Raw genomic sequence first — 25,334 nt, forward strand, 5'->3', positions numbered from 1 at the left:
CTTTTAAGTTTTTTATTATTTATCTATTTTAAATATATTTTTTCAGGAACTTTATCATCTTATTAGCCTTCAATTTTAATTTATTTCTAATGGTATGAAAATCTGATATATCTCCTTTTTGTGTTTAAATGAATCTATCCCACCCTCCATATAATTAATAATGTGTTTAATAATATTCTTTTCTGAAGGATATCCTTTTTTTTGAATCCAACCCTTCTCATTATCTGATCCCATTACAATTACCTGTTCTGCATCTGCGTTAGTTACAATAGTTGAACTATGTGTTGCTACTATTACTTGTCTATGTGCTTTTATCATTTTTAGACTAGATACTAAATTCTTATAAATATACTGATTATCTAAGTTATCTTCAGGTTGATCAATAATTAATGTAGTATTATCGTTGTTAGAGAGTCCAAAATTAAATACAAAAGTAAGAAGTGCAACTACTTTCTGACCTAGTGATAAACTTTTAATATCTTTCATTATACAAGGAAGCGGGCTATGTGTTTCCTTAGAATTAATATTAAAAAGTATTGTAAAGTCGTCTGTAGCTCTAAGACATTTTATTATAGAGGATTCTAGTTTACTTCTATCTTTAATTATTCTACTCTTAATGTCTTTATATGTTCCTTTAATATTAGATTTTTTAATTTCATCTAAATTGTATTCTGCCTGATAGAAATTAACCTCTTTATCTTGGTATTCAACTATACTATTCACTTTTTCTATTTCATTATATTTATCATTTAAAAGATAGTTCAAGAAATTTAGATACCCCATTTTATCCACACATTCCTTGATGAAAACTTGTGCTCCCCTCCAAGTAAGATATGTAGAATTAATATTTCCTTTTTTCTCTAAGCAATCTAGTATATCTTCGAGATAATCAATTGAATCCTTCAACTTTGGTGAGTATTGAATCTGTATTATATCTCTATACTGTGTATTAAAGTTATAAATACTCTCTTCAATTTTCTTCTTCCTATCTTCAATAAAAAGGATCATTTCATTTATTAAGTCACTTCTTAACCTTTTAGCAAAAGACTGATTAGGGATCTTTTTAAATAATAACTCATATTTTTCTATCCCCTCATATTGTACTCCATATGTTACAGTATTTCTTATAAAATCATTAATCTTACCTTCAGCTATTTGATTAACCAATTCGTTTATGCTATAGGCTCTTCTAAATATTTTATTTAAAATAATATCTACTATATCATCTGGTAACCTTTTAAACTCACCTCCAATGCACTCATAAACCTGAACCCATTCGTTTCCTAACCTAATACCATCGTTCATTTTCTCGATATGTCTAAATTTATTTTTATCCCCATAATACATTGCCTGATCATCTGTTTGAGGAATAAATGAAATAATATACTCTTTATCTTCTATATGAAATAAACAATAAATTATTTTATTATTAGCTACTTGATTAAGTTCCATTTCATTAGTGCATCTTCTCGTCAATACTACTTCTAATGTTTTAATTAGCGTACTCTTTCCAGTTCCCCTTCCACCAATAAGGCAATTTAAATCCTGCGAAAAAGCAGTATAAAATGAATTATATAATTGATCATGATTACTACATAGAAAACCATTTTTATTAGGCACTACCAGTATTCCCTCTATATATCTTGTTACTGTATTAGGTGTGTTCGCCCGTATACAAATAGCCCTATTCCTTATAGCCCTAATTAATGATTTAAAATCTTTCTTTTGAAATTTAATCCACGTGTTTTTTTTACCGATATCTTCAATACAATGAGCATCTCCTTCTAATACAAATGTAAAATCTTTTTTAGAATTGTAACTTTTAAGCCGTTTTTCAAGACCTTGAATTTTATCTAGGCTACTTATACCTATTAAATTTAAATCCCTGCAACTAAATAATGCTTTATTATATGCAATACTCCCTAAAAGTTCAGATGAGTTTAGATGTGCCAAATATGTTATTGCTTTATATGTATTACTTAATGTTTCAATTAGTGTTCGACTATCTATATATGTACCTTCTTCACAGTTCTTATTTAATAATATTTCCTCTAAATAATTACGTATATTATTTTTATAATGCTTATCAAGGATAGCAATTAAATGGTTTTTATCAGAACATGAAATTTCCACACCTAGTAATATATCTACATAGTGTTTTTGCATAGTATATTTGAACTTAGTTTCATAATAATACTCTAACATATATGCTAGCTTATCATATCCCTCTACTGTATTATGGTCACATATAACTACTAAATCGATTTGCTCAATATATAATTTATATGCAATTACACTATACCCAATAAAATCTTTTATATTATCTATTGGAAATGTCTCTACTTCCAAACTTAATTTATTAAATTTCTCTTGTAGCACTTGAAGACTACAATCATTCCCATAAACCCCCTGCTGTATTGCTATATACAGCAAGTCTTCTACACTAAGATTTTTATATAGTTTTCCACGTATCAACTCATAATCATAAGATGCAGGGGTATGTAAATGTAGCTCACATTTTTTGAATTCCCCTAATTTCATAGATTCGCTTTTTATCGTTCTATAAGCTAAGTTAATGCCAGGTATTGATTCTCCCATAACAATCCCTCCTAAAACAAAATTATCTATAGCATTATATTATATTAAAGCCTATAAATCGACAACGATTAATATTTATCAATATTTATCAATATTTATCTACTTACATACTTATATAAATTAAAATATCTAATTTTCCCTTTTAAGATTAGATATCCTTCTTTAGATTTAGGTATTCCATAAATATCCCACAGCATTACCATACCATCTCAACTCCTTCTCCACTTCTACATTATTCTTAACCTTCCCTTCAACAGCCCCCAAAAACTTCTCTGCCCCTCCACCAACAAAAATCTTGTCATGTAAAATGGTTTTGCCAAACTTATTTTCAATATCCTTCATGATATCTCGGCAAACGTGAAGTGCATCACTTAAATGCTCAACTAAATTAAAGTCCCCTTTTTCTGTCCTAATAATTGGCTTATTGGACTGAAGCTTTTTATCGATTTGCTCTATAGTAACTTCTACACCCTCACTAGCAATCTTATCCTGTAATACCTTATACATATCATAAAGGGCAATATTAGTTGTTCCATAATTGCTTATTATAAATTTACCATTCCATTCTATTAGGATAACATCTGTGGTTTTCATACCTATATCTATAATAAGTGTGGTATTATCTTTGTCTATATAATTTGTCAGAATCCTAAGTGCTGCATACCCTTCTGCTTGTACTTTAACATCAACAAGGTTTACTGATATCTCTTTTCCATTAACCACACCTTCTATTGTTCCAAGAGCCTTTATCTTCTCTCTAAACTCTTCCTTCTTAGCTTTGTAGATGCTGATTGGTAAGCCCACACCTAAGTTAATATAATATGTGCCACTTCCATATAAACTATGTACTGCCCATAATATTTGCTGCTCTATGTATTCTCTATTTGTCTTGTCCACATTACTAAGGGTAGTCTGCCCTACCCCTAGTGCTAACTTAACTCCCTTACATTCTATAATATCTCCACTTATAAGAGCCGTATCCATTGAATATACGCTATTCGTGTAGGCCTTTATTATCTCACCTTTATCATTTATGCCAGCCACACAAATGGTGCTGTTACCCATATCAAGTCCTAAATTTTTCACATTGTTTGCCATGTTGTCATGCTCCCTGTTGTTTAAAATTCTTCTATTTCATCAGTATTGTGTAGTGTGGTTATAATTGGTGCATTTTGGCGTACTATTGGTGCTTGCTTGTGCTTGATTGGTTCAATTAGGTGTTGCTGTGGTTGACATTCTTGCCCTTTTGATTCACACTCCCACCAATTTGGTGCATCTTCTACCACACTTGTACCATTCTTCCTTATATAATCATCTAAGGCCTTATTAATCTCACCATTTAGGTTTCTAAAATTAGCCTTTGCCATAAGTCCTAGTTGCTTCTTCATTCTACTGCTTATGGATATACTAAATCGTTCCATTACAATGTACTTCCTACGATTTTTTCTATATCTACTGCACGTATTTTTATAGTTCCAAACTTAATAGCTGGAATTTCCTGTCTCTTAATCATTTGATAAACAGCTTCCCTAGTTACCCCTAACCTTTTAGCTACTTCTTCAACTGAGTATAGTGCTTTTTCATGCTCCTTCTTTTTTTCAATTTCCTCTAATCGCTTAGTTAGTTGTTCAATTTTTACTGCTAGTTCTCTATTTGTCATTTTATCACCTCTATGTAAATTGTAGTTGACTTACGCCACACCATTCAGTTGGTACTTCCCTATAGGTGCTTGCCAGTTCTTCATTCGTTCTAAAGCGAGTGGGTTGAGCCTGATCTATAGGCTCCCCCTTTAGGAAAGCTTCTAGCTCAGGGAATCTTCTTTTAAGCCTTTCGATTGCATCCTCAGCCATCTTATTAAGTTCAAAGCCTTTCCATATGAGTGGCTTCTTTTTGCTTGGTGTGGTTGATAGTTCTTGTTGTTCTTGAGGTACCTCCTCTTCCATATTTTCTTCCTGTGGCAATGCATTCTTAAGCACACGAATTGTTCGTTTATAGTTGTCCTCAATAGTTGAGGTTATGTAATTCTTGGTAATGAGTGATTGAATAATATCACTTGCTCTTTTAGGTGTTACTTGAAGGATTTCTGCAAAATACTTGTTTGATGCAAAGCAACCATTGCTTTTGTCTAATGCTTTGATGATTGCTAGAGTAAATTTTTCTTGAAGTGTTAAATTGGAATCCTTAAGGATATTAATGTCTATCCAAAGTCCTTCCAGTTGAGTTGATGTATTTTGCATGATGTGGTTCCTTTCGAGCTGTTTTATTTATGTTCACAGTATAGCTCAAAGACTTTTAAACGTCAACATGTTTAATCAAACTTAATTAAGTTTAAATGCTTTTTATTAAATTTGCTTATATTTCCATAGGTTTATTTAAGTTTTTATATGTGATATAATAAGAAATCAATAATAGGAGGCGAGCTTATATTATGCCAAGAGGAAATACGCGACCAGTAAAGCGTAAACATTTTTCAACATCAGTAGATATAAGTCTTTTAGATACATTAGAAGAACTGTCTCAAGAAACAAGAATTAATAAATCTAAGCTAGTCGATGAAGCTCTAGAGTTATTGTTTGAAAAGCATGATAAACCGATTGTTGAAACTACCACCGAATAAATTTCAGGTGGTTTTTTATTGTCCTCATCCCATCTACCTCTTTCTTTAACAATAACGATACTATAAAACATATTATAAGCTTTATTATAGATATATTATTTATCCTCACATCCTTATATCCCCCTCCCTGTTTTGAGGGCCCCCCTTAGAAATAAAAAAGAACCCCCTAGAAGAAAAGTTCTAAGGGGTAGGAAGTATATAGGTATAGGGGTTAGAAAAATATTTATAAGGATGTGGGTAATATTATATGGCAAAAAAATAAAACCAACCCGAAGGCTGGCATATAGATTAACTATTTTATTAGTCTTCATTTTTTACTTTAACTTCTTATAGCACTTACTTTATACTGTTATTCGTACTTCTTCCCAACAATATAAATTGTCAGGAACATACTAAATACAGAACCAAGTGTAAAAAACAACTGAAACTTTTCCCATAGCATTGGAGAAATATAAGAGATTCCTAAATATAGCAAAGGAAATAAAATAAAAATACACATAATTGATGTATGTGTAGCTTTGAGTATGTGTTTCCAATTGTTATTGTTAAATCTAATTCCAGGAACATTCATTCTAAAAACTCCATCATGATAAACGTTTATTTTATTTTCATCGTAGTAAACAGGCAAAGTTTCTTTTGTAAAGAATGTGAAGTAAAGTCCAAAAATTAACATAAGCAATTCCATATTAGCTAAATTCTCAAAAAGAGAATCTATTGTATAACCCAACGAAATCATTAAAGTCACTTCTAAAACAACAAATGAAATGCAAAATAAAAAAAGAACTTTTCTACTTCGTTTAGCTTTATTTTGTTCCTCTTTTTCTTCTTTAGATAAAACAATTGTTCTATTCATTAAAGATTCTACCTCCGTCACTGTAAGTTGTGTATTTGGCTCAATTCTTTTTCCACTTAGCAATTCTGTTATTGTGACATCGAATATTTTAGATAATGGCATAAGTAATGATATGTCTGGTAAACTCAATCCTCTTTCCCACTTGCTAACTGCTTTATCTGAAATATATAGCTTTTCTGCAAGTTGTTTTTGTGTCAATTCTTTTTCCTTTCTTAATTGACTTAAGAACTGTCCAAAATGTTCATTGTTTATTTTTTGCATCACTAAACACCTCCTACTATAGAATAAATCGGCAGATATATAATAAACAACCAACTATCAGTAGAACTAAGCTAAAAGCAAAGTAAACCAACGGTAGAGTATATAAATAATTTCAACTAATCAAACATCTAGTCGTCAATCTCAGTATACCTTAATCATAATTGCTTGTAAATTCTATCCGCTATAATTTGCAACCTTCATTACTAATGACCTCACATTGCTCTTACTATACTCTCCTTTAAGCCACACTTCAGGGCACTAATAACGCCTTTCTTTATTCTAAAACTTAAAAGCATATACTAATATGGATAAGATTTTAGGCAAAAAATAAGGCCAACCGTAATGGCTGGCTACTTAATTTAATGTTATATCGGTACTTAACCCTCTTTTCTATTCTTTATATATTTAATAAATTTGACTATCTCCACCCCAACTATAAGCCCCCCTACATATCGCAAATTCCCCATAGATACTATAAGCAGACGCTGCATTGGTATTAAAACTCCCAATGGAAATGTTAATAACACCAGTAGAGCATTTGGAATTAATATAGTACATATCTCTAATCGTATATCTCTTGTTGAGGAAATACTTTTTTTACTTACTAACCAGCTTATACCTAAGCCTACCAATATCCACACACCTACTTGAGCCAACATCCCTAAATAACTCCACTCCATTTGACCAGTCCTTTTTATTTGGCTCTGTGCATAGTTTACTATTTTACTTTCAACCAAAATAATTCCCCACATATACAAGTTCCATATTAAGTAAATGACAGGTTGCTTTATCTTGTTTAGCATACTAATCCCCCTTTTAATTCATATGATGTAATTATAACTCATAACTTGGATTGTATATAGCAGTTTATTATTTTGAGTTTCTTTATAGGGTATATGATAATTTTAGTATAAGCGACCTCACATTATCCCTCGTATAAACCCCATTAATCCACACCTCAGGACTACTAATAACCCCCTTCTTCTGCAACACCTTCACCGCTTCAACAAGCTCTTTATCCTCCTTCATTTTACCCTTTACTTCTTCCTTCAACTTTTTAAATGCCCCCACATCTTCCACATAATACTTAGGGCAAGTCTTCCCTGTTACGTCATAATGGCGAATAATGGCCCGTGTAGGTTCCAACTTGTACTTTTTACATAGTTCTACTAATAGGCTAACAAGGCTCTCATGTGCCTTTTGTGTAGGCTTTCCTGACCAATCAGGATGACAAACTTCCACACCTATTGAATAGGTATTTGCATCACTTGCATGATAAGCCACCTCATTTTCAGGAACGCATCTTACTACCACACCATCATTGCCTATGATGTAATGAGATGATGCGTAGATGTAGTCACCAGCTGAGTTCTTTTTTCCTACTTTCAATCCATCAAAATACTTCGCATTATTTTCTGCTGTCGTTCCAGCATTGCCAATCCAATGGATAACGATATTTTTGATTTGTCCTATCTTCTTCTGTGGTCTACTATATGGGTTTGGTGTAATGAACATTTCTTTGATTTGCATCTTATGTACCTCTCTTACTGTTTTATATTTTGAACAATCTGATCGAGTTTTGTATTAATATCTCTTGCCAGTATTGCGTTTGTTTCAAGTAGCATTTTATTTGTAGCTGACATTTCTCCTAGCTGTGTAAGTAGCTTTTCTTCTCGTTCCTTTGAATCTGCTCTTTGTTCTGCTTGCACTTTGGCAATATAAAATCCAAGGCAAGCCACACAAGCTACTGGAAAGCCAAAAGTCTGTAGTAATTCTGTAAAATTCATGTTGTCACCTCTTTTCTCGATATAAAAAATCACCTAAGTTTATTACAACTTAAGTGTCTAAGATTCTCTTTTATTTATACATTCAATTCGTCATAACAAATCTCTACCTTACCTGACATAGTGAGCTTAGTAAAAGAAGTCCAGCTAGGTGGTGATAAAGTTGGTGCAATCATAATATCTACTGATTCATCATTAAACCAAACATCACCACATTGTATTAATGTGCCATTTAATGCGCCTCCTCCTTGAACCGTTTGAATACCTTCTGCATAACCGTTATCATTCATAGCAGATAAACCAATTGTTATAAACCCTGCCAAATTGGGTGATTTTGCATGGGATTGGTTCTGTGTTAACTCTAAACTTGTTCCTACTGGTGCATCAGCAAATGATTTTTTAACGCTGTGACTATCTGTTAAAAAGGTAGAGGCTGTTAGGAATATTTCACAATACCCACTTGCTTTCCCTGCTGCTGATGCATTGGATTTGGTTGTACCAGTCCAAGTAGTTGTCACCTTAATTCTAGCCGAACCATTTAATTTAGGCAGTCTTGTGCAAGGCAATGCGATCTTCCGATGGGATTTCTTTTCATTGTCTGCACTTATAGGTGTAACATCCATACTTGGAATACTATAGGTTATTTTTACATGATTACTTGCTCTTATCTGCATGCCCATTCCTCCTAGCCTCTCCCATCTTGTCCACGTCTTGCCTGACGAAGACCTCATATACATTTCATTTCTTCCATATGGCATAGCTATTTGTGTACCATACCCATCAGTATTATTATGTTTCTTATAATTTAGGTGCCAATTTCCTGCATCAGGCAATCCTAGAGCTGTAGCTTGCGTACTATGTACCCAGCAATCATAGTTTTGATGATGTGCTGGATTATTAATAATAGATGTACTTGGATTCGAGCCAAGATAAACGGCTATATTTTGTGCTGACACATTGCCTATTTTATCTGAGTTCACTGCATGACCTACTCTTACTTGACTAGGCTGATAAACATATTGCTCTGTACTAGAACCTTCTGAACCCCATAGATGTGTAGGTGCTTTAGTACCAAAAGACCAATTAAATTGTTTTCCACCTACTGTATCTGCATTACCTCCACTAGCTGGAAGTGAAGAGGGGAAGTCGGTTATTTGCGCTTTGGTGTGGATATGTTCAGTTGGTTCGAACTTTGTAGGCTTATCTTTAATACCTTCCCAAGATACATCTAGTACCTCTACTTGTCTTTGAATTTCTTCCACACTCGCCCTAATATCCTGATGAGCTTTCTTATCACTTTCATGCTCCTTCAAAGCTTCAGCTGTTAGATAGACTAGACTCTTATCAATGACTGCTGTAACTTGTGTGGTGCTTGCTACAAGTACGGTTACATTAATCATCTTCTCATTTAAAGAATCCTTTGAGATATAAGAGCTATTAGTAGTGTGTCCGTACATATAAAGCACTTCTACATTATCCTCCCCCCTTGCATAGACTCCAATTTCAGTCCATTCAAAGGGTGTGGTTATATCTTCAATTTTAAGAGATGTGCTTAAGGTAACTTGACTACCTTTTCTTGTTATTTTATTGATAGGCAAGCTTTGTCTGACTTCAACTAATGCTTCTGCCGAACCAATGTCTCCTTCAAAGTTTCCACTTCCCATTTCTATTCTTGTAAATTCTAGCTGCTCTCCACTAAGAGCTTTTGAAAGTAATTCCATTCCTTTTGTCGTTATGGATTTAGTTTTAAATTCACTCATGTTGTCTCCTTTATATTAGATTTCTATTGTGTCACTTGTTTGGATATATGTACCTACATAATGTGGTATATCTACAGGACTTAATACATTTATGACTAAAATTAAATGAGCTGGAATTTTATCCTCTAACTCTTGCCTTAGATGTGTCATAAGGTACTCTTTGTGTTTCATAATGCTGATCGTTAAAGTGTAGTCAACGTAGTCAAGATCAAGTAGATAACTTCCTTTTCCAATGGTGCTATTTAGGGTATTTTGTAACCATCTCATTGTAAAAGGTATTGTAGAGTTGAACTTAGCTAGGATATTAAACCTTCTAACTTCCATATCTTTATCAGGTCTTATCTTAAGCATTCTTTCATAGTAACTTAGCCCCTCATGATTAGCTGTTTCTATAAATTGATTCTGTTGGATTTGTTGGATTGTGTGGTTAAGTTCATCTAGCTCAGGTGTTAGGGCTTTATCTAGCTCTTGAAATTCTCTAATGTTACTTACAAAGTCAGGTAAATATTTATTCAGTCTCATTTACCACACCTGCAAGCACTGGAACCTGCTCATCGTTTAAATAAAGATTATTGCTACTTCCATTTAGCTTAGTTCCTTGCACATCAATGATTCCTTCTATATCTAGTAGCCTTGCTTCAATTTGACTTATTCTTACTACCACATCATCCTCTGACCATTTACTCCTTAACTCTCTAAAATACTTTTCTACCACACCCTCAACATCCTGCCTCACATTTTCCCATGAAGTCTCTTTAAAGGTAAGTTGTGTGGTTATCTGTACCCCTACCTCTTCTGCACCTTCTACTGTTACTTTATGTCCTATGGGTGCTATACCTAATCCTTCTCCACTTGTTTCTATTGGATCAACTAACTCCTGTACCATTTGTACTAATTCAGCTGAAGGTACATTATGTTCCGAATCAAGTAGCCTTACCTTAACTGTTCCTCCACCATTCCATGCGGGATAAACTTTAACCACACCAACTCCATCAATACTTCCAATCTTCTCTTCATAGTCACGTTTATTCCCTCCAAAGGCTTCTTTTTCAAAACTATTAAAGTACCTTAACCTCAATGATTCATCATCCTCTTCATCTTCACCAGCAATCACCACTTCTCCTAAAATTGCACTCTCTAGGTTTTCTATGAAGTCCATATTCACCAATTTATCACTATATCTATTACCTATTGCACCAGTTTGGTTCGCTTTGGTGAGAAATACACCATCTTGTACCTTTTCAGTAACTGTATACACCAGTTCTTCTTTTGCCCATCTTGAACCAATGGGTACATCAATGTTAAAGTATGCCTTTCTAATAGCATAAGTTGCTGGCTTTCTGTAGATACCACGTTCTGCTGTTCGCCTTTCAAGATATTCACCATAAGCTGTGTCTGCAAATACTCGCTTTTCAAGTTCCTCTATATACAAATACGCTTCATAAAGTTCAGCCACACAAGGTGCTATAGCATCAAATAAAAAAGAACCCTCAGAAGTATCTATTTGACTTGATACCCTCCTAAGAGCCCTTTGTAATAATTCATCATATGTTAGGGACATTTATATCTACCTCCCCATAAATTGTATTGACTATGAAATCTACATTTAGTTTGTCTTGTTGTAGTGTAATATTAAAACTATTGCATTCCTTAATGTGTGGATGAATAAGCAGGCAATCTTTTATCCTTCTTTCCACCTCACTTCTAATAAGGCCTTTCTCATAACCCTGTCCTATAATCTCTTCTAAGTCTTGACCATAATCCCAACTATAAATAATGTGCTTATAACGTTTAGTTAGTAGGGTTTTATATATCCACACTTTAAGAGCTTCTTTACCTTCTAAGACTTTTCCTGTTAGTTGACCATTCGAGAAGTCAAAGTCATATTCTTTATGTAATTTAGGTGTGATTAATAGGTTTTGCTCTGTTTCTTTTAAAAAGGGAAATAAATTCATAGCTTCACCACCTTACAAAGTACAATATAGTATTGTCTATTTTCTGTAGGCATTAAAGCTAATAAATCTCCTCGTTCTAAGTTGATAGGCCTATTGTTTAAATCTACTAGTACACTTGAAATAAGTATATCTTCTTGATACAGTACCATCTCACCAGTCTTAATTTGCAAGGGTTGTGGTTGTATAACCTTACCTATACAAACTGCTGGTGGATTATATTTTTTGCCTTGTTCTTGCATAATGTTTAATAGTCCTGTATATGGATTATTTATGGCTATCACTCCTTTCAAGGTATAAAAAATACCCCTAGTAAATTTCTACTAAGAGTACTATTAAGTAGGTTATTGAATTAATTTTAGAACTAGTAAAATCACTATTTGGTTGGTTAAATACTCCATGATTACCCTAGTATTATGCTCATTTGGGGAATTCATCTGACTTTGGCTCTCTTACATGTATAAGCATATCCTGACTACAAGCTCCCAATATTTTATAATTTCTTCGTCCTTCGTTTAATGTCATTCCTCGGTTTTCATCACTGGGCTCATCATCGCTTGATGTAAAAACATCATTCTCCCAAAAACATACAGGACATATATAAGCGATGGCATCTTCTTTAGGAACAGGAAATGTATTATAACAACAACATGGACAAGGATATTTCCCCTTTACTTCACAAGTTGTTTCAAGGTCCGATACTTTTTCACAATCATTTATTGCTTCAGGCAAAAAAGAAAACTTATATTCATATTGCTTCATAATAGTACTCCTTCACAAAACAAATATTATTTTATTGGTTGAGAACTTATATTTATAGGATATAGTCGATTATAATATCTTCCCAAATATCATTAATGTTTTTATCTGCAAACTTAGCATGTAGGAGTAATTCATTAGAGGATATAAAACGTTGTTTTTCTTTACTTTCTTCACAATATATATACCAATCATTATTGCTATCTCTACTTTCAAAATAATGTTTACCATTATAACTAAACTCTATTTCTTGACCACAGCTTACAGCTTGATAAAATTCAGTTTTTGTATCTTTCAAGATACCCCTCCATTCATAAAATGTCTACTTGTATAATGTATATCCCTCACATTTATAATTTTCTCTAATACCTCTAATTTCTTATTTAAAAAAATATTTTAGGCATTGCCTTCATTTCATCGTAATCCATCTGTTTATCTATAACATAAGCTTTTTCATTTCTCTCATTTAAAATAAAACTATTTATCCACTCCGCTGAAGCATACCCTATATACTTCCTCATGCCGTATTTCTTTTTATACTCCTCCTCTTTACAAATGCCCTCACTATTTTTGTTTGTAAGCCATTTTCTAAAACTTTCTATTTCAGTATGGATTAATGCTGTAATATCTTTAGGATATTCTGCTCTACAAACCAATCCATCTTCATCAACACTTTGTTCTACAACTTTAGCCTTTTCTTCATGTTTATCTAAAATAAATTTATTAAGCCATTCTACAAATGCTTCTGAGCGATAACTACATCCATATTTTTCTCCATCCTTATACATCCAATAAGCGTGGTCATTTGTTTTATCATAGAGCCATTCTGTAAATTCATTCTGATAGGACTTTAAATCATTTAGAATAAACGCTGGACACTCTATAATGTCTGCATTTACACAGAACTGCACAAGTATAAGCATCTCTATCCCCCCACTAAATATTCCTTCTGTATTATACATTTCAGTATAACTAATTTAGTGTATTCTCACAACTCTTAAACACATATTTGTGGTATATTGCCCACCACTCCAACTGTGACTATCACTCACAATAAAAAATAGACCCATCTGTTTAGTTGACGAGTCTTCAATATTTACTAATTTCCCACTAACATATGAAGTATTGCCTAGTGTGGTTAACTCCATACTTTGTTCTATACCTCTAAGCATATTACTTGCTACTGTCCCAGCTTGCTTATCTTGTTCTTTAGTGTATACATCTTGGAAGATACCGACTAAATCAATAAGCTCTTTATCTTCTACCACACCTATGTACTGTTCTTTCTCATCATAAATCCTTACTCTATTAATGACTTCTTCTGCATTTTCTGAGTAGGAGCTTTCTAGGATATTGGTATCTGAACTTATAGGTACTTCTACAATTTCTTTACCTACTTCATCCACACATAACTTGCCTTGTCTCATCTCAATGCTATACTTCTTTTTATTTTGCTTACTTGCCCCTTCATAGGCCTTGTGAATAATTTCATACATTCCCTCATCATTACAAAGCATCTTTTGAGGTATTCCTGTAGGAGCTAATTGACCTATTTCCATACCTAAATCGTTACATACTATTTTTGTAATCGCTTCAGCTGTCTTACCTTTGAAGTTATATGTACCTTTACTTTTTGCCAGTCTTATTGCATCATCATAGGCAGTTACTTGGATTGTCCCTTGTTCACCTAATCGTTCATTATAAAATACTCTTCCTCTAAATAATTCCACATCTTTATCATCATAAAGGAATAATTCTTCACCTATGTTTGGATAGACTTTAGGGGCATAGTGGTCATGCAAAGGATATAAAAAGTTAAGTTCTAACTTTCTAGCTACCTCTTCCACACTTCCACTCCAAGTAATCTCACTTACCATATACATTACATCTATAAGTCCATTTTTATTCTTTAATACTACCTTTGGAATTATATCACCAGCCTTTGCCCTACCTTCAATGAATCAGGATTTTTTATATTATTCTTTTTTGCTATGGCCTTATAATTAGATCCTTCGCCTGTTACTTTCTTTGCTATCCCCCACAATGTATCACCTTTCTTAACTACATATTCGTTTGGTGTGGTCTTAATTTCCCTTTTGGTTTCAGGCACTTTCAAGGTTATACCATTCGCTGTGGTTGTAGTAGTCACATTACTTGCCTTAATAAACTTATATTCCTTTAGTTCTAAAATAAAATAAACATCACCTGTTCCATCAACTTCTGAATAGGTAATACTTTCTATAGCCATTGCATAATTTATTGGTGTTTCAGTAACAATGACTCTAATTGGTTTCCCTGATTCTTTCCACTTTAAGAGAAGCTTAATACAGTCGTATGGATGTGGGAAATCTTTGTATAGACAAAATGAGTACTGTTGCTTTGGAAAGAAAGATTCTATTGTCATAGTTGCAAGTCCTGTTTTGCCTATTAGATTGATCTCTCCTAAATTAGTAATATTTATAGTAGTATTTTGGTGTGGTATTGAAACCTCAAAAGAGGAAGGAATGACTGGAAGTCTTAGCCTTTCCTCATTGTTATTAAATGATAAATAGTAATCCAAATAGTCCTCCTCTATTTCACAATACAAAAACAGCCCTACTTCTAAAATAAGGCTGTAGTTTATTGTTTTAATTATCTATTCCTTCCAATTCTAACACCTTCTGAATACATTGATCTTCCAAACTTCCCTCTATGCGAGTTGTATCTTCAACTATGTAATCAGGTATCGTTGGATGTTCTTCGTTGCATGTTCCATCCTCAGTTACACCCATTGCTTTTGTAAATCTAAACACATATCCACTATTCGGCAATATTGCAACAAGCGGATCGGAACCTATACCATCTCCTTTTGTCTGTTCACCAATAAGTGTTGCAAAACCTGTATCCTTAGCAAATGCAGCTAACATTTCTGCTGAAGAGCAAACATTATCATCTACTAATAGGTAGATATTCCCTTTAAACGCTATAGAATCTTCTGCTGGAATTGCTTCTAAATGCATTGGAGTATAGTATGTAAATATTTCTTCAACCTCCTCAGGAAGATTGGGCAAATTAGTTTTATCCAGTTGTGTTATCTTTTTTGGAATCACTTTACTTTCTTGAAAATACTTCTTGATATAATCTCCATCTTTATAAAAGTTATACCAGGTAACCTCATATGGTTCTCCCAATATTTCAGGCAATAAAAATCTCTGCCAATAATTCGAACTACCTCCTCCATTACCTCTAATATCAATCACCATTGCTTGATAGTTCTGAACCTCTTTAAGATAATTTTTAATAAGCTCCCTATCATATTGCATTTTTGTATCATTAATCATCTGTGGAATATAGATAGAAGCTATCTTCCCATCTACAATATCTTTTACAACTGCATTGATGATAGGTTGATCTTCACCTTGTACCATCTGTTTATGTGTATCAGGTAAGGTTGAATTTATGTTGTAGCGTTTTAGCACTAATGGATGATTCAGCACATCAAAGTTCATCCCTTGCCACCCCCCTGATTGTTTAGTATCCCAATAAATTTCTCTCATAAATGCCACATCATCTTCACTCAAGATATGGGTATGACCATTATTTAATTCAGCTAATACCCATTGCATAATATAAAGGAAATTACCACGTTCAATTCGCTCCATATACATCTCTTTATTAGTTATCCAATCAATACCATACGTACGCTTATTGACTTCTAAGTATGGATAATTCTCCACAATCGTTTTATATAAAAACTCAAAGTCCTCTATCTTTTCCTGTGTTGTCAATGGATCTAACGATATATTTAAAATATGATCTTGTGTAATATTTCTATATATCCTATATCCCCCAAACAAAATGACTAATATAATTACTGTGCATAATAATAGGATAAAGATTCTTTTATTCTCATTATGTATCTTCATTACATTTCCTCCTAGCCTTTATTTAATATATTTTAATATTCAAAAAATATTTAGTCAATGTTGAAGACATGTTTTTTCATTTTGTTATAGAGTGCATTAGCAATTCGATCAATGTCAGCATCTTCACGAACTATAATAGTATCTGCTAGTTTTGCAATGTTAAAACTACCACTACTTCTTGCACCATCATTAAAGGCTTTTTTAATACTTTCATCATGTGGATAGACTCTTGTTCCTCTTGGTAAATCCACAATTTCAGCCCCTCTATCATGAATCATAGCTGTACCACCTTGCCAGTTGTCAGTTCCTTTGTAGAGCATAGGGATTTCAGGAATACTAAAGCCTATTTGTTTGCCACCTAAGAAGCTAGGAAGTTTAATGTTGGTTAACTTATTAAGTCCTCTAATTCCTCCATTAATAAAGCCAATAATGGTATTCATCACACTTCTACATACACCAGCTATGCCTTCAAAGATCCCACTAAAGATATCTTTTACACCTTGCCATGCTTGTTTCCAATTTCCTGTGAACACACCAACTATAAAGTCAATAAGCCCTCCAAACAAACTCATTAACCCATTGATGATATTACCCACACCTGTCATCATACCTTGGAAAGCTCCTACTATTTCATGACATACTACAAAGATACTCATACCAAAAAGTTCAACAAGAGGCTTGATTTTCTCCCATAGTCCCATGAAGAAGCTTACTAGAATTTGAATAGCCAATCCTATAGCCTGTACTACTTTAGAGAATGTTTCCTTCATCTTATTGAAGTCCACACCACAAGCTTCAAGATACCTGCCAATCTTACTTACTAAATCTAGGAAGAATCCTTTTAGAGGCTTCCAATACTTAATGACAAGTACAGCCACTAAAGCAATAGCTGTCATAATAAGTACAATCTTATTAGCTGGTGAAAAGATAACCTTAAATACTGAACCAGCTTTTTGGACACTCTTTGAAAACTTACTATAAGCTCCAATAGCACCACTTACCCCTTTGACCATCTTGCCGAATATTAAAATAGCCACAGGAATAATAGCAATAAATGCTCCTATCTTTAAGGCTGTATCTTTTTGCTCGTCACTCATGTTATTAAATGTAGTAACGACATTTTGAATACTATCAGCTAATTTTCTAGCATATGGTGTCAATCTATCACCTATAGCAAGGGCCAATGATTCCACACCACTCATAATAATAGTAAGTTGACCAGCCAAGTTATCTAACATGACGTCAGACATTCGTTCGGCTGAACCTGTTGAATTATCTATTGCTGTGGCTAAACTATTAAAAGCTTCATCTGATGTATTCATAATAGCTAATAATCCAGCCATTGCATTTTTACCTACTAAGGATTCAGCCATACTTGCTCTTTCAGCTTCTGACAACTGACTAAAAGCATATCTTAATGACTCTAATGTTTCCCTGAAGGGTTTCATTGTTCCATCAGCATTAGATGTTTGTATCACATATGTACCTAAGTTTTTACCTGTTATCTCAAGTGTTCCACTCAGTTCAGTTAACATGGTTCTAAGTGCTGTACCTGCCTGACTCGCTTTAATCCCACTATTCTCCATTATACCAATAGCAAGAGCTGTATCTTCCACACTATAGCCTAATGCCCCAGCTACCGAACCAGCATAAGTAAACGCTTCACCCATCATACCTATTGTGGTATTGGCATTGGTTGCTGTGGTTGAAAGGACATCTGCAAAATGATTTGCCTTACTTGCTTCTAATCCAAAGGCACTTAATCCATCGGTAATAATATCACTTACTTTGGCTAACTCTTCACCACTGGCACTTGCAGCCGCTAAAATTCCAGCTGTTCCTTCTAAAATATCATTCGTTTTCCATCCAGCTAAAGCCATATACTGCATCGCTTCACTTACTTGTGAGGCACTAAAGGCTGTGGTTGCCCCAAGTTCTGTAGCCTTGTCTTTAAGGAGTATGAGTTGTTCACCTGTAGCACCTGATAAAGCCTGTACTTTAGACATGGACTTATCAAAATCCATCGTAGCTTTTAAACTGGCTGTTCCTATCCCTACAATAGGAGTTGTTACACCTAGCGTGAGTGATTTTCCCACATTGGTTATGCTATTCCCTATTTTATTTAAGTCTTTACTCACCCTTTGTACTTGTCTTGAATATTTAGTTAGACCATCCTGGGCTTTAACAAGTGTAGGTGTGAAGTTATCGGTTAATCTAAGAATCGCATCAACAATATTCGCCATTAATCACCCCCATACATCTGCCTTAATTCTTTTTGTCGTTCTTCTATTTCTAGTTTCATAAAACAGGCAAGAATACGCTTTTCTCCAAGTGGTATTTTGTAGAACTCACTTGGTTTCATATTTTTATATTTAAAAAGGAGATACATAAGCTGTAGCTCCCAATCCTGACTTATTGCTTTTTTATTTCTTCTTCGTCCTCTTCTGTTTTGTCATAGCCCGATAGTTCAGTAATTACATTTGAAAGCTCTGCAATCTCACCAGCTAAAAAGAGCTTTTTGACTAGCTCCTTTGGGGTTACACAATCAAAGTGTTGGAGTAGCTTTTTATCTTTAAGTCTTGGTTCAACCACACCATCAATAACTGTTAGTACTTGCATATCAAAGAGATTAATATTACGCACTCCACCTTTTTTATTCAGGTCAATGGATGCCTTCTGAATATCAGCATATCTTTCTCCATCGATTGCTTGACATACCACCTTAAAAGGTTCTCCTAATACTTGTGTTAGTCTAGGTACTTCCACCTCTCTTTTTGGCATTTCTGTAAGTGTTGTATTATCCATTTGAAGTAATTTATCTATTAATGACATCTGTTATGTCCTCCTCTATTCTGCAATATCTAATAAATCCCAATCTGAAAATGTAAAATTAATTTGTTCTTCTCCTAATGTCTTAGCTGACCAATTGGCAAGGATAAGTTCATCAAAAACTGCATCTTTTATGACGATGCGCTCAGAGCCGATGGCATCCGGATCATCTAATTTTGAGATAATCGTACAAGCTGTTTGCTTACCTTGCTTCATATCTTCATTTAATTTCTTAATAAAAAAAGAAGATACCTTATTCATCGTGAGCGAACCACTACACGAAAAACCAGTTACCTTCTGCGCTTTTGCTAATCTTCTTGTCATGTTGACATCTGTTTTATCGAGTGAAACTTTGGCTTCAAAGGCTGTGACTTCTGCCATATAGGTTCCGTCTATCCACACCTCTCCCCAAGTTCCATTCATTACTTGCTGTGCGTTGTATTTATCCATGTTGTTCCGTTCGTTTGGTATAAAAAATAGGGCTACTGTGAGCCCTTTAATATCATAACTAATCTATACAGTTTTCTCTATTATGTATCTACTTTATTCAATTTATAGGTCTATAGTTTTTTGTATACTTATCTTTTTTCCATTCTTTTCTTGTGGACCTTGGTAGTACAATTTTAAAGTCTCATCATCTATCCACCTGAAGATAAGTTGATTATCTATAGTATATTCTTCCTTGCCTTCAAATTTACTTCCATCTATAATTTCCCCCCCTCCACTCAGTCCTACTTTATCTTCATCTATATAAATAGCATTCTTGATATCTTTCTTAAAAAAGACCCCTATTCTCTTATATATCTCAATATTATTTGTAAAATGATGTAGTCCTGTAATATATTGCTTAATGACTATTTCTTGTTCCTGACTTGGTGATTTCATATAAGCATAATTTGCTCCCAGTCCACTTTGAGAAAATGCTGCTAAAAAAGTTATAGATAGTATAGATATAGCTGCAACACCTCGCCATACCAATGAAAGTAATCCTACACCAAATCCTCCCCAGTATGGATAAAAGGTAATCATCAATGGTATTGCAATTAATAAATATAAATAGATATCATCATTAATAAAAGAAATACCTAGGAAAATCTTACTTAAATACATTACTCCTAAAACTAACACTATACTTAGTATAATACAGTTATATATAAACCTAAATCGCTTCATTCGTATACTCCCCTAATGCTTTTTAATTATTATATACAATTCATTCTTTAAAGTCTACTTCTATATAGTCACATTCAAACTTATATCCTCAATCGCATCCAATATCTTAATCTGTGACTTCAAGAATACCTTATCTCTTGTATTAGCCTTCTTAATATCAAGCTCTTTCATATTATCCACATCCACACCAATACTCTTCAGATAATTCCTTTGTTGCTCTACATCAATCTCAACTACATTCTTAAAGTCTGCATCTAAGATACCATCCATCACTAACTGATCAAGATACGCCTGAATAGCTGTAATCAACACACATTTATTATCATAGCTATTGGAATACTTACCAATATAGCTATCTTCACAAGTCTTTTTTATATCATCTTCAATCATGTGCATAGCATCCACAATTTTTATCTTCTTAAAGGATTCTCCTTTGTCTTGTGTTGTTGTGGTAAAGCTATTTACCCCTCTTGCAATCTTCGCTTTTTCTCCATCATGATATAGGATCAATTGACCTTTACTAATAGCTTCATCCATCTGTTCTTTAGTCAATTGGTCAAATCCTATTACTTCTTTAAGTGGGGCAAAAGTTGCACTAATCGTCATTGGTGTTCCAGCTAAAAGTCCAGCTATTCGTGAAGTGTATTCTGCTGTACTATAATCACCCTCACTAGTCTTAATATTTGAGGTAGTAAAGTTAATGACCTTCTCTGTATCTGCTGTAGTCGCATGAGGTAAGACTACCTTGCACCTTTTGTTTAAAGATGTCATCCACACAACTACATTAGCTACATCCCCACTCTCAATCTCAGGTATAGAGAGGTAATCCCATTTAAGAGATTCCAATATTTCTTGAGCCTGACTATAATTCTCTTCCTCACTTCCTCTAAAAATAATAATGACCTTCTTAGGAGGTTTAATATATCCCATGAAGGCCAGTTGTAGATACTCTTTTTGTTTGTCTGTTAGCTGGTCAATTCCAGCTGCATCTTTTATATTATTTAATTCATGTACTTCTTGTGTTTCTCCATTCAATACGAGTGCTACTATTCCACGCTCTCCCCTTTGGATTGCTGTTGCACCTGTCTGTTTAAAGTTAATCATAACATTGGGTAAACTCATTTATTGCTCCTTTCTATATGATGTTCAATTGTTGTGATAAGTTCATTATCCGGTTCAAAATTAATAAGCTCATGGTAGGTAATGTGAAAAGAAAATTGGTAAACATCATTCTCAACTTTCTCAATCATACTATCTTGTATTGTAAAGTGCCTATCTTCCACACTTAAGCAAATTCCAAAGGCTTGCTTTAACTTTGACATTACCTCTAGGCATTTAAGGCTATCCTTACAATCTGAAAAATAGGAAATAACAATGAGTAAGTTTGTAGATATGTAATTCTTCGTTTGGGTTTCACTTTCAATCGGTAGTAGTGTGGTAAAAAAGCAAGGTAGCTTATAGCTTTCTGTTACCTCATCACCATAAATAGGTATGGTAGGGTGTGTGGTGTTAAGTCTCTTTACTACTGCCTTTAAAATATCCTGATAGCCTATCATAAAAGTTTCTTCACTACCCTATTCACCATTTTCTCAGCTTGCTGTGGAAGTTCCTTTTCAAACTCTAAAGTAGTCCTCTTAACCATATACTTTCCAGCTACTCGCTTACCCGTATCCCTCTTCTTTCTACCTCTTCCACCTACTACAATTCTATGTCCACGTTCTACTAAATGAAAATGAGGGCTGGTTGACCTAAACTCTACATATAGGTCTTTACCATACCCCTTCACTTTACTTACTTTATAGGAATTAATAAGTTTCTTCTTACTCGTACCTTGTGGTCTTTCAGGTGTTTTCTTCTTAACTTCCTTTCTAAATTGGTTTCCCATTTTAGTTAAAAGCTTCTCTGTTTCGTCAGGGTAACTCTTAGTGACAAAAGATAATTTCTTCTGTAAATCTGTTAGCCCATTTAACTGGAATACATCATCCTTTGCCATTCCTATTCTCCTTTGAAGTGGCTGTAATCTCTAAAGCAAAATCTCCCTCATCCACATTAATGATCTCTGTGATATGAAGGAGTCTACCTTTATACTTTATTTTCATGTCAGGTGTTATGCCTCTATGATATCTTGTTAAGACCCTATAGACTGTTTCAGGTCTTAACCGTTCTTCTAGGGTTTGTTCAAAGCCTCTTATAGGCATAATATTAGCCCACACAGTTTTTATGGGTTGCTCTAACAGACTTGTTTGGCCTATAGCGTTTATTGTTTCTGTGTAGACTATGAATGTTATTCGTTTGTTTAGTTTTCCTACATCAAAGTGCACCTTTCACCTCATTTACAATAAATTCACACTATGCCTCCCAAGCAAACTTTCCAGCATAGTATTCATTCTTAAATTCAACCTATCATTTACATTAATTGTTCTGTTATCATAAAACTCAGCTATAAGCACCAACACTGCAACAGTCACATCTTCATGTTCTTCTAATTGTTCTATACTTTGCCCTGTATAATTGCAAATATAAGATTTTGAAGCTTCTATAATAGCTGTGATTAATCTATCATCCTCATCACTATCTTGCCTGAGATACTCCTTAACTATCGTCAAATCTACTTCTGAAAGTTTCATATGACTATGCTACTTTTCCTTTACTCTTAGCTACCACACTAGATTTACCTACAACCATTGCCTCGCCTAAAGCCTTTTTAATATCTAACCTCATATTAGCTTTAATAGCGATTTCATCTCTAATAAATCCATACTCTGTAGACTTTTGAAGTGATAAAGCCTTTCTTTCACCCACAATTAAAACACGTTTTAGGTCTCCAAAGAAAATGGATGAACCAGCTTCTGTCAGCTCAGCCACATGTTCATTAATAATAACGGGCCTCCCTAAAATAGTTGTATGTGATCCTACTGGTGTTCCATTGAATGATGTTACAAGTACCGGTCTACCATCTTCAAACTTCATATCTGTTAAGGCCTTAGCTGTTTGGTCTGAAATAACCCAAGTTGCTGTATGGCGATAACGAATAGGGAGGGCAAAGTACATTTCAGTTAGAGTTTCAGGTGTAAGTTTAGCTGGTAACTGTACTTCTTTAACCCCATCATCCACACTAAAGTCATTAAGCCCATTCACCTTATACTCTTCATTTCCTTTTACAATTAACTCATCTAAGGTTAATCCATATGATTCAGCTAACTGTCGCATTAATTCTCCCTCCACATTGTAGCCAGTATCTTCAAGTGCTTCTTGTGAAAATGTAATAAGCGTTCCAAACTTGTGGGCTTCTAGCTTGATGGGCTCAAAGGTTGCCACTTGCTTGGTATATTCTGCAAGCTCTTTCATAGGGACAAACTTTCCTAACTTGTTTGCCTGTACTGGAATTTGATGTTTACTATTTCCAAAGCGTTCATGACGTACAGCTCCATATAAAGGTGAGATATAGGCAAGCTTATCTAAGATGTAGTCTGCAAAAGTGGTCTTAGAAATAATCTCAGTTGGTGCATTACCTGAGCCTACTGCCGTATCTGAAAAGGTATGTGTTCCATCTCTTACTTCTCTTGTACCAATTTCAATTTCTTTATTCGCATCAGCTTGTAACGCTCTGATTTCATCTAAAAGGGAAGGTTGATCTTGCTTATCATTTGTTGCTGACTCTTTAATTATAGTCATCAATGCTCTAGCTTCTTTTTGGGTTTGGATTGTGGCATCAATCTGATTGACTTCATCTGTATAACCATTAATCTTATCTAGTTCTTCCTTTGAGAAGGCTCTCTTTTCTGTTTCGGCTACATTCATAATAGCCTCAATTTGTTCAATTAATTTGCTTCTTTTTTCCAGTAATTGTTTCATCTAGTTTCCTTTCAAGTTTAATTTTGGGCATAAAAAAAGTACACCTCTTGGATGTACTATAATAGTATTAATTAATTATTGTAGTTAATATAAATAACTCAGCAAACTGGAATTTGTATGTTACTTCTCTTTACGACTTCTACTGATACCTAAGATAACAAAACAACACCCTAATGGTATTGACATATAATCTTTCTTTATAATAGCAGAAATAAAAAATAAAATGCCTGCAACAAAAAATAAAATGCCCTCTAAGTTTTTTTTATTCATATGTAATAGTCACCTTTCTAAATTCTAATTTATCTCTATACCTTCAATACACATAGTTTACTTTCATTATACAACAATTAACTGAATAATACATTCTTTAATAACCATACCTTAGTAGCTACTAAACTTCTTTGTTTTTCTATTTCTTCCTCACTCTCCTTTCCATTGGGTTTATCCCTGATGCATCTTTGTTCCATATCTTCACTTCTCACTTGAACAGATGTAGCAATATATGCTGGTTCAATTGTCAAAAGGGATACTTCCATTAGGTCAATATCTTCTAAAGTCCTTTTAGCCACGCTACCATCATCTTCCCAGCTATCACTCAAAGCCCTAAAGCCAAAAGACCAACCTTTTAAATTTCCACACCTAGCCTCCTCTATAACTTCAGTATCACTAATGACCGCCCTAGCATGAAGCCCAATATTATCTTCTTTAAGTGCTAAAGTTCCCTCCTCTATACTGGCAAGCTTTCGTCTTACATCATGGTTCAGTAGCATATCTACATTACGAGCCTTTTCTAAAGCTCTTTGAAATACTGTAGGTGCGACCTTTTCAATAAATTTACCTTTCGAGCCGTAAAGTTCCTTCGAATACCTATCAATAGCATTAACATAACCACTAATTTCAACTTTTCCATCACTTCTCACCTCCACTTGCATCTTTTTCACCTCCTTTCACCATACTGGTTCCTGTTGCACCATTTTGCACCACATTG

General features: G+C 34.0%; 34 protein-coding genes. 1 reads left to right on the forward strand and 33 read right to left on the reverse strand.

Going from position 1 to position 25,334, the window contains the following annotated elements; all coding sequences use genetic code 11:
• Nucleotides 1–75 precede the first annotated feature (75 nt).
• The 5 genes from H8718_RS10725 to H8718_RS10745 all read right to left on the reverse strand — a co-directional run bounded on the left by H8718_RS10725 (nucleotide 76) and on the right by H8718_RS10745 (nucleotide 4,835).
• Entirely contained in the window at nucleotides 76–2,598 is a 2,523-nt protein-coding gene (locus H8718_RS10725) for a Spaf_1101 family AAA-like ATPase (RefSeq protein ID WP_249332888.1), read from the reverse strand.
• 168 nt (nucleotides 2,599–2,766) lie between these two features.
• Entirely contained in the window at nucleotides 2,767–3,696 is a 930-nt protein-coding gene (locus H8718_RS10730; RefSeq protein ID WP_249332889.1) for a ParM/StbA family protein, read from the reverse strand.
• Nucleotides 3,697–3,716: 20 nt separating this feature from the next.
• Nucleotides 3,717–4,019: a hypothetical protein gene (locus tag H8718_RS10735; RefSeq protein ID WP_249332890.1), complete on the reverse strand. Its 303-nt coding sequence runs from the start codon at nucleotides 4,017–4,019 to the stop codon at nucleotides 3,717–3,719.
• Nucleotides 4,019–4,258, reverse strand: a complete 240-nt coding sequence (locus H8718_RS10740) for a helix-turn-helix domain-containing protein (RefSeq protein WP_249332891.1) — start codon at nucleotides 4,256–4,258, stop codon at nucleotides 4,019–4,021. Before H8718_RS10740 ends, H8718_RS10735 begins: the two co-directional genes overlap by 1 nt.
• A 10-nt stretch (nucleotides 4,259–4,268) precedes the next feature.
• Nucleotides 4,269–4,835 (reverse strand): helix-turn-helix domain-containing protein, encoded by a 567-nt coding sequence (locus H8718_RS10745; RefSeq protein WP_249332892.1) that lies wholly within the window; start codon nucleotides 4,833–4,835, stop codon nucleotides 4,269–4,271.
• A gap of 191 nt (nucleotides 4,836–5,026) precedes the next feature.
• Here H8718_RS10745 and H8718_RS10750 point away from each other — a divergent pair, with 191 nt between their 5' ends.
• Nucleotides 5,027–5,215: a ribbon-helix-helix domain-containing protein gene (locus tag H8718_RS10750; RefSeq protein ID WP_249332893.1), complete on the forward strand. Its 189-nt coding sequence runs from the start codon at nucleotides 5,027–5,029 to the stop codon at nucleotides 5,213–5,215.
• 349 nt (nucleotides 5,216–5,564) lie between these two features.
• Here the strand turns inward: H8718_RS10750 and H8718_RS10755 are convergent, their stop codons facing one another.
• The 28 genes from H8718_RS10755 to H8718_RS10890 form a co-directional block, all read right to left on the reverse strand.
• Entirely contained in the window at nucleotides 5,565–6,329 is a 765-nt protein-coding gene (locus H8718_RS10755; RefSeq protein ID WP_249332894.1) for a helix-turn-helix domain-containing protein, read from the reverse strand.
• A gap of 377 nt (nucleotides 6,330–6,706) precedes the next feature.
• The gene (locus H8718_RS10760) at nucleotides 6,707–7,132 is read right to left on the reverse strand and encodes a hypothetical protein (RefSeq protein ID WP_249332895.1); all 426 of its coding nucleotides are present in this window, start codon (nucleotides 7,130–7,132) and stop codon (nucleotides 6,707–6,709) included.
• Nucleotides 7,133–7,214: 82 nt separating this feature from the next.
• Complete coding sequence (locus H8718_RS10765; RefSeq protein WP_249332896.1) at nucleotides 7,215–7,859, reverse strand: peptidoglycan recognition protein family protein; 645 nt, start codon at nucleotides 7,857–7,859, stop codon at nucleotides 7,215–7,217.
• A gap of 14 nt (nucleotides 7,860–7,873) precedes the next feature.
• Nucleotides 7,874–8,116, reverse strand: coding sequence for a hypothetical protein (locus H8718_RS10770; RefSeq protein WP_249332897.1), 243 nt, complete (start codon nucleotides 8,114–8,116; stop codon nucleotides 7,874–7,876).
• Nucleotides 8,117–8,190: 74 nt separating this feature from the next.
• On the reverse strand, nucleotides 8,191–9,873 hold the full coding sequence (locus H8718_RS10775) for a pyocin knob domain-containing protein (RefSeq protein ID WP_249332898.1): 1,683 nt from the start codon (nucleotides 9,871–9,873) through the stop codon (nucleotides 8,191–8,193).
• Between the two features lie 15 nt (nucleotides 9,874–9,888).
• Nucleotides 9,889–10,395 (reverse strand): putative phage tail protein, encoded by a 507-nt coding sequence (locus H8718_RS10780; protein WP_249332899.1) that lies wholly within the window; start codon nucleotides 10,393–10,395, stop codon nucleotides 9,889–9,891.
• Nucleotides 10,382–11,434 carry a baseplate J/gp47 family protein gene (locus tag H8718_RS10785; protein WP_249332900.1) on the reverse strand — a complete coding sequence of 351 codons (1,053 nt, stop codon included), beginning with the start codon at nucleotides 11,432–11,434 and terminating at the stop codon, nucleotides 10,382–10,384. Before H8718_RS10785 ends, H8718_RS10780 begins: the two co-directional genes overlap by 14 nt.
• Nucleotides 11,418–11,828: a DUF2634 domain-containing protein gene (locus H8718_RS10790; RefSeq protein WP_249332901.1), complete on the reverse strand. Its 411-nt coding sequence runs from the start codon at nucleotides 11,826–11,828 to the stop codon at nucleotides 11,418–11,420. Before H8718_RS10790 ends, H8718_RS10785 begins: the two co-directional genes overlap by 17 nt.
• Complete coding sequence (locus tag H8718_RS10795) at nucleotides 11,825–12,109, reverse strand: DUF2577 family protein (protein WP_249332922.1); 285 nt, start codon at nucleotides 12,107–12,109, stop codon at nucleotides 11,825–11,827. The genes H8718_RS10790 and H8718_RS10795 overlap by 4 nt, the downstream gene beginning before the upstream one ends.
• A gap of 136 nt (nucleotides 12,110–12,245) precedes the next feature.
• Nucleotides 12,246–12,587 carry a CPCC family cysteine-rich protein gene (locus H8718_RS10800; RefSeq protein WP_249332902.1) on the reverse strand — a complete coding sequence of 114 codons (342 nt, stop codon included), beginning with the start codon at nucleotides 12,585–12,587 and terminating at the stop codon, nucleotides 12,246–12,248.
• A 52-nt stretch (nucleotides 12,588–12,639) separates the two neighbouring features.
• The gene (locus tag H8718_RS10805) at nucleotides 12,640–12,882 is read right to left on the reverse strand and encodes a hypothetical protein (protein WP_249332903.1); all 243 of its coding nucleotides are present in this window, start codon (nucleotides 12,880–12,882) and stop codon (nucleotides 12,640–12,642) included.
• 85 nt (nucleotides 12,883–12,967) lie between these two features.
• Entirely contained in the window at nucleotides 12,968–13,507 is a 540-nt protein-coding gene (locus tag H8718_RS10810; RefSeq protein WP_249332904.1) for a hypothetical protein, read from the reverse strand.
• A gap of 54 nt (nucleotides 13,508–13,561) precedes the next feature.
• Nucleotides 13,562–14,461 (reverse strand): XkdQ/YqbQ family protein, encoded by a 900-nt coding sequence (locus H8718_RS10815; protein ID WP_249332905.1) that lies wholly within the window; start codon nucleotides 14,459–14,461, stop codon nucleotides 13,562–13,564.
• Nucleotides 14,462–14,511: 50 nt separating this feature from the next.
• Nucleotides 14,512–15,144 carry a LysM peptidoglycan-binding domain-containing protein gene (locus H8718_RS10820; protein WP_249332906.1) on the reverse strand — a complete coding sequence of 211 codons (633 nt, stop codon included), beginning with the start codon at nucleotides 15,142–15,144 and terminating at the stop codon, nucleotides 14,512–14,514.
• 67 nt (nucleotides 15,145–15,211) lie between these two features.
• Nucleotides 15,212–16,489 (reverse strand): S41 family peptidase, encoded by a 1,278-nt coding sequence (locus tag H8718_RS10825; RefSeq protein ID WP_249332907.1) that lies wholly within the window; start codon nucleotides 16,487–16,489, stop codon nucleotides 15,212–15,214.
• Between the two features lie 50 nt (nucleotides 16,490–16,539).
• A complete protein-coding gene (locus H8718_RS10830; protein ID WP_249332908.1) occupies nucleotides 16,540–18,732 on the reverse strand; it encodes a phage tail tape measure protein in 2,193 nt (730 codons plus the stop codon).
• Nucleotides 18,732–18,878 carry a hypothetical protein gene (locus H8718_RS10835; protein ID WP_249332909.1) on the reverse strand — a complete coding sequence of 49 codons (147 nt, stop codon included), beginning with the start codon at nucleotides 18,876–18,878 and terminating at the stop codon, nucleotides 18,732–18,734. The genes H8718_RS10830 and H8718_RS10835 overlap by 1 nt, the downstream gene beginning before the upstream one ends.
• Before the next feature lie 23 nt (nucleotides 18,879–18,901).
• A complete protein-coding gene (locus tag H8718_RS10840; protein ID WP_249332910.1) occupies nucleotides 18,902–19,321 on the reverse strand; it encodes a phage tail assembly chaperone in 420 nt (139 codons plus the stop codon).
• Between the two features lie 15 nt (nucleotides 19,322–19,336).
• Complete coding sequence (locus tag H8718_RS10845; protein WP_249332911.1) at nucleotides 19,337–19,768, reverse strand: phage tail tube protein; 432 nt, start codon at nucleotides 19,766–19,768, stop codon at nucleotides 19,337–19,339.
• Nucleotides 19,769–19,870: 102 nt separating this feature from the next.
• The gene (locus H8718_RS10850; protein ID WP_249332912.1) at nucleotides 19,871–20,491 is read right to left on the reverse strand and encodes a hypothetical protein; all 621 of its coding nucleotides are present in this window, start codon (nucleotides 20,489–20,491) and stop codon (nucleotides 19,871–19,873) included.
• A 60-nt stretch (nucleotides 20,492–20,551) separates the two neighbouring features.
• Nucleotides 20,552–21,613: a phage tail sheath C-terminal domain-containing protein gene (locus tag H8718_RS10855; RefSeq protein WP_249332913.1), complete on the reverse strand. Its 1,062-nt coding sequence runs from the start codon at nucleotides 21,611–21,613 to the stop codon at nucleotides 20,552–20,554.
• The gene (locus H8718_RS10860; protein ID WP_249332914.1) at nucleotides 21,610–22,047 is read right to left on the reverse strand and encodes a phage tail terminator family protein; all 438 of its coding nucleotides are present in this window, start codon (nucleotides 22,045–22,047) and stop codon (nucleotides 21,610–21,612) included. The genes H8718_RS10855 and H8718_RS10860 overlap by 4 nt, the downstream gene beginning before the upstream one ends.
• Nucleotides 22,044–22,484, reverse strand: a complete 441-nt coding sequence (locus tag H8718_RS10865; protein WP_249332915.1) for an HK97 gp10 family phage protein — start codon at nucleotides 22,482–22,484, stop codon at nucleotides 22,044–22,046. Before H8718_RS10865 ends, H8718_RS10860 begins: the two co-directional genes overlap by 4 nt.
• The gene (locus H8718_RS10870) at nucleotides 22,471–22,812 is read right to left on the reverse strand and encodes a phage head closure protein (protein ID WP_249332916.1); all 342 of its coding nucleotides are present in this window, start codon (nucleotides 22,810–22,812) and stop codon (nucleotides 22,471–22,473) included. The genes H8718_RS10865 and H8718_RS10870 overlap by 14 nt, the downstream gene beginning before the upstream one ends.
• Before the next feature lie 12 nt (nucleotides 22,813–22,824).
• Complete coding sequence (locus H8718_RS10875) at nucleotides 22,825–23,097, reverse strand: head-tail connector protein (protein ID WP_249332917.1); 273 nt, start codon at nucleotides 23,095–23,097, stop codon at nucleotides 22,825–22,827.
• A 25-nt stretch (nucleotides 23,098–23,122) separates the two neighbouring features.
• Entirely contained in the window at nucleotides 23,123–24,346 is a 1,224-nt protein-coding gene (locus tag H8718_RS10880) for a phage major capsid protein (protein WP_249332918.1), read from the reverse strand.
• Between the two features lie 120 nt (nucleotides 24,347–24,466).
• Nucleotides 24,467–24,616 carry a hypothetical protein gene (locus tag H8718_RS10885; protein ID WP_249332919.1) on the reverse strand — a complete coding sequence of 50 codons (150 nt, stop codon included), beginning with the start codon at nucleotides 24,614–24,616 and terminating at the stop codon, nucleotides 24,467–24,469.
• A 77-nt stretch (nucleotides 24,617–24,693) separates the two neighbouring features.
• Nucleotides 24,694–25,278, reverse strand: coding sequence for an HK97 family phage prohead protease (locus tag H8718_RS10890; protein WP_249332920.1), 585 nt, complete (start codon nucleotides 25,276–25,278; stop codon nucleotides 24,694–24,696).
• Nucleotides 25,279–25,334 lie beyond the last annotated feature (56 nt).

This window comes from Zhenhengia yiwuensis, from assembly GCF_014384995.1.
Classification (GTDB): Bacteria; Bacillota; Clostridia; order Lachnospirales; family Cellulosilyticaceae; genus Zhenhengia; species Zhenhengia yiwuensis.

What these genes read in the sequence shown, in the direction of transcription:
- H8718_RS10725 (WP_249332888.1), bottom strand. Translation starts at nt 2,598, where the DNA reads ATGGGAGAATCAATACCTGGCATTAACTTAGCTTATAGAACGATAAAA.
- H8718_RS10730 (WP_249332889.1), bottom strand. Translation starts at nt 3,696, where the DNA reads ATGGCAAACAATGTGAAAAATTTAGGACTTGATATGGGTAACAGCACC.
- H8718_RS10735 (WP_249332890.1), bottom strand. Translation starts at nt 4,019, where the DNA reads ATGGAACGATTTAGTATATCCATAAGCAGTAGAATGAAGAAGCAACTA.
- H8718_RS10740 (WP_249332891.1), bottom strand. Translation starts at nt 4,258, where the DNA reads ATGACAAATAGAGAACTAGCAGTAAAAATTGAACAACTAACTAAGCGA.
- H8718_RS10745 (WP_249332892.1), bottom strand. Translation starts at nt 4,835, where the DNA reads ATGCAAAATACATCAACTCAACTGGAAGGACTTTGGATAGACATTAAT.
- H8718_RS10750 (WP_249332893.1), top strand. Translation starts at nt 5,027, where the DNA reads ATGCCAAGAGGAAATACGCGACCAGTAAAGCGTAAACATTTTTCAACA.
- H8718_RS10755 (WP_249332894.1), bottom strand. Translation starts at nt 6,329, where the DNA reads ATGCAAAAAATAAACAATGAACATTTTGGACAGTTCTTAAGTCAATTA.
- H8718_RS10760 (WP_249332895.1), bottom strand. Translation starts at nt 7,132, where the DNA reads ATGCTAAACAAGATAAAGCAACCTGTCATTTACTTAATATGGAACTTG.
- H8718_RS10765 (WP_249332896.1), bottom strand. Translation starts at nt 7,859, where the DNA reads ATGCAAATCAAAGAAATGTTCATTACACCAAACCCATATAGTAGACCA.
- H8718_RS10770 (WP_249332897.1), bottom strand. Translation starts at nt 8,116, where the DNA reads ATGAATTTTACAGAATTACTACAGACTTTTGGCTTTCCAGTAGCTTGT.
- H8718_RS10775 (WP_249332898.1), bottom strand. Translation starts at nt 9,873, where the DNA reads ATGAGTGAATTTAAAACTAAATCCATAACGACAAAAGGAATGGAATTA.
- H8718_RS10780 (WP_249332899.1), bottom strand. Translation starts at nt 10,395, where the DNA reads ATGAGACTGAATAAATATTTACCTGACTTTGTAAGTAACATTAGAGAA.
- H8718_RS10785 (WP_249332900.1), bottom strand. Translation starts at nt 11,434, where the DNA reads ATGTCCCTAACATATGATGAATTATTACAAAGGGCTCTTAGGAGGGTA.
- H8718_RS10790 (WP_249332901.1), bottom strand. Translation starts at nt 11,828, where the DNA reads ATGAATTTATTTCCCTTTTTAAAAGAAACAGAGCAAAACCTATTAATC.
- H8718_RS10800 (WP_249332902.1), bottom strand. Translation starts at nt 12,587, where the DNA reads ATGAAGCAATATGAATATAAGTTTTCTTTTTTGCCTGAAGCAATAAAT.
- H8718_RS10810 (WP_249332904.1), bottom strand. Translation starts at nt 13,507, where the DNA reads ATGCTTATACTTGTGCAGTTCTGTGTAAATGCAGACATTATAGAGTGT.
- H8718_RS10815 (WP_249332905.1), bottom strand. Translation starts at nt 14,461, where the DNA reads ATGGTAAGTGAGATTACTTGGAGTGGAAGTGTGGAAGAGGTAGCTAGA.
- H8718_RS10825 (WP_249332907.1), bottom strand. Translation starts at nt 16,489, where the DNA reads ATGAAGATACATAATGAGAATAAAAGAATCTTTATCCTATTATTATGC.
- H8718_RS10830 (WP_249332908.1), bottom strand. Translation starts at nt 18,732, where the DNA reads ATGGCGAATATTGTTGATGCGATTCTTAGATTAACCGATAACTTCACA.
- H8718_RS10835 (WP_249332909.1), bottom strand. Translation starts at nt 18,878, where the DNA reads ATGTATCTCCTTTTTAAATATAAAAATATGAAACCAAGTGAGTTCTAC.
- H8718_RS10840 (WP_249332910.1), bottom strand. Translation starts at nt 19,321, where the DNA reads ATGTCATTAATAGATAAATTACTTCAAATGGATAATACAACACTTACA.
- H8718_RS10845 (WP_249332911.1), bottom strand. Translation starts at nt 19,768, where the DNA reads ATGGATAAATACAACGCACAGCAAGTAATGAATGGAACTTGGGGAGAG.
- H8718_RS10850 (WP_249332912.1), bottom strand. Translation starts at nt 20,491, where the DNA reads ATGAAGCGATTTAGGTTTATATATAACTGTATTATACTAAGTATAGTG.
- H8718_RS10855 (WP_249332913.1), bottom strand. Translation starts at nt 21,613, where the DNA reads ATGAGTTTACCCAATGTTATGATTAACTTTAAACAGACAGGTGCAACA.
- H8718_RS10860 (WP_249332914.1), bottom strand. Translation starts at nt 22,047, where the DNA reads ATGATAGGCTATCAGGATATTTTAAAGGCAGTAGTAAAGAGACTTAAC.
- H8718_RS10865 (WP_249332915.1), bottom strand. Translation starts at nt 22,484, where the DNA reads ATGGCAAAGGATGATGTATTCCAGTTAAATGGGCTAACAGATTTACAG.
- H8718_RS10880 (WP_249332918.1), bottom strand. Translation starts at nt 24,346, where the DNA reads ATGAAACAATTACTGGAAAAAAGAAGCAAATTAATTGAACAAATTGAG.
- H8718_RS10885 (WP_249332919.1), bottom strand. Translation starts at nt 24,616, where the DNA reads ATGAATAAAAAAAACTTAGAGGGCATTTTATTTTTTGTTGCAGGCATT.
- H8718_RS10890 (WP_249332920.1), bottom strand. Translation starts at nt 25,278, where the DNA reads ATGCAAGTGGAGGTGAGAAGTGATGGAAAAGTTGAAATTAGTGGTTAT.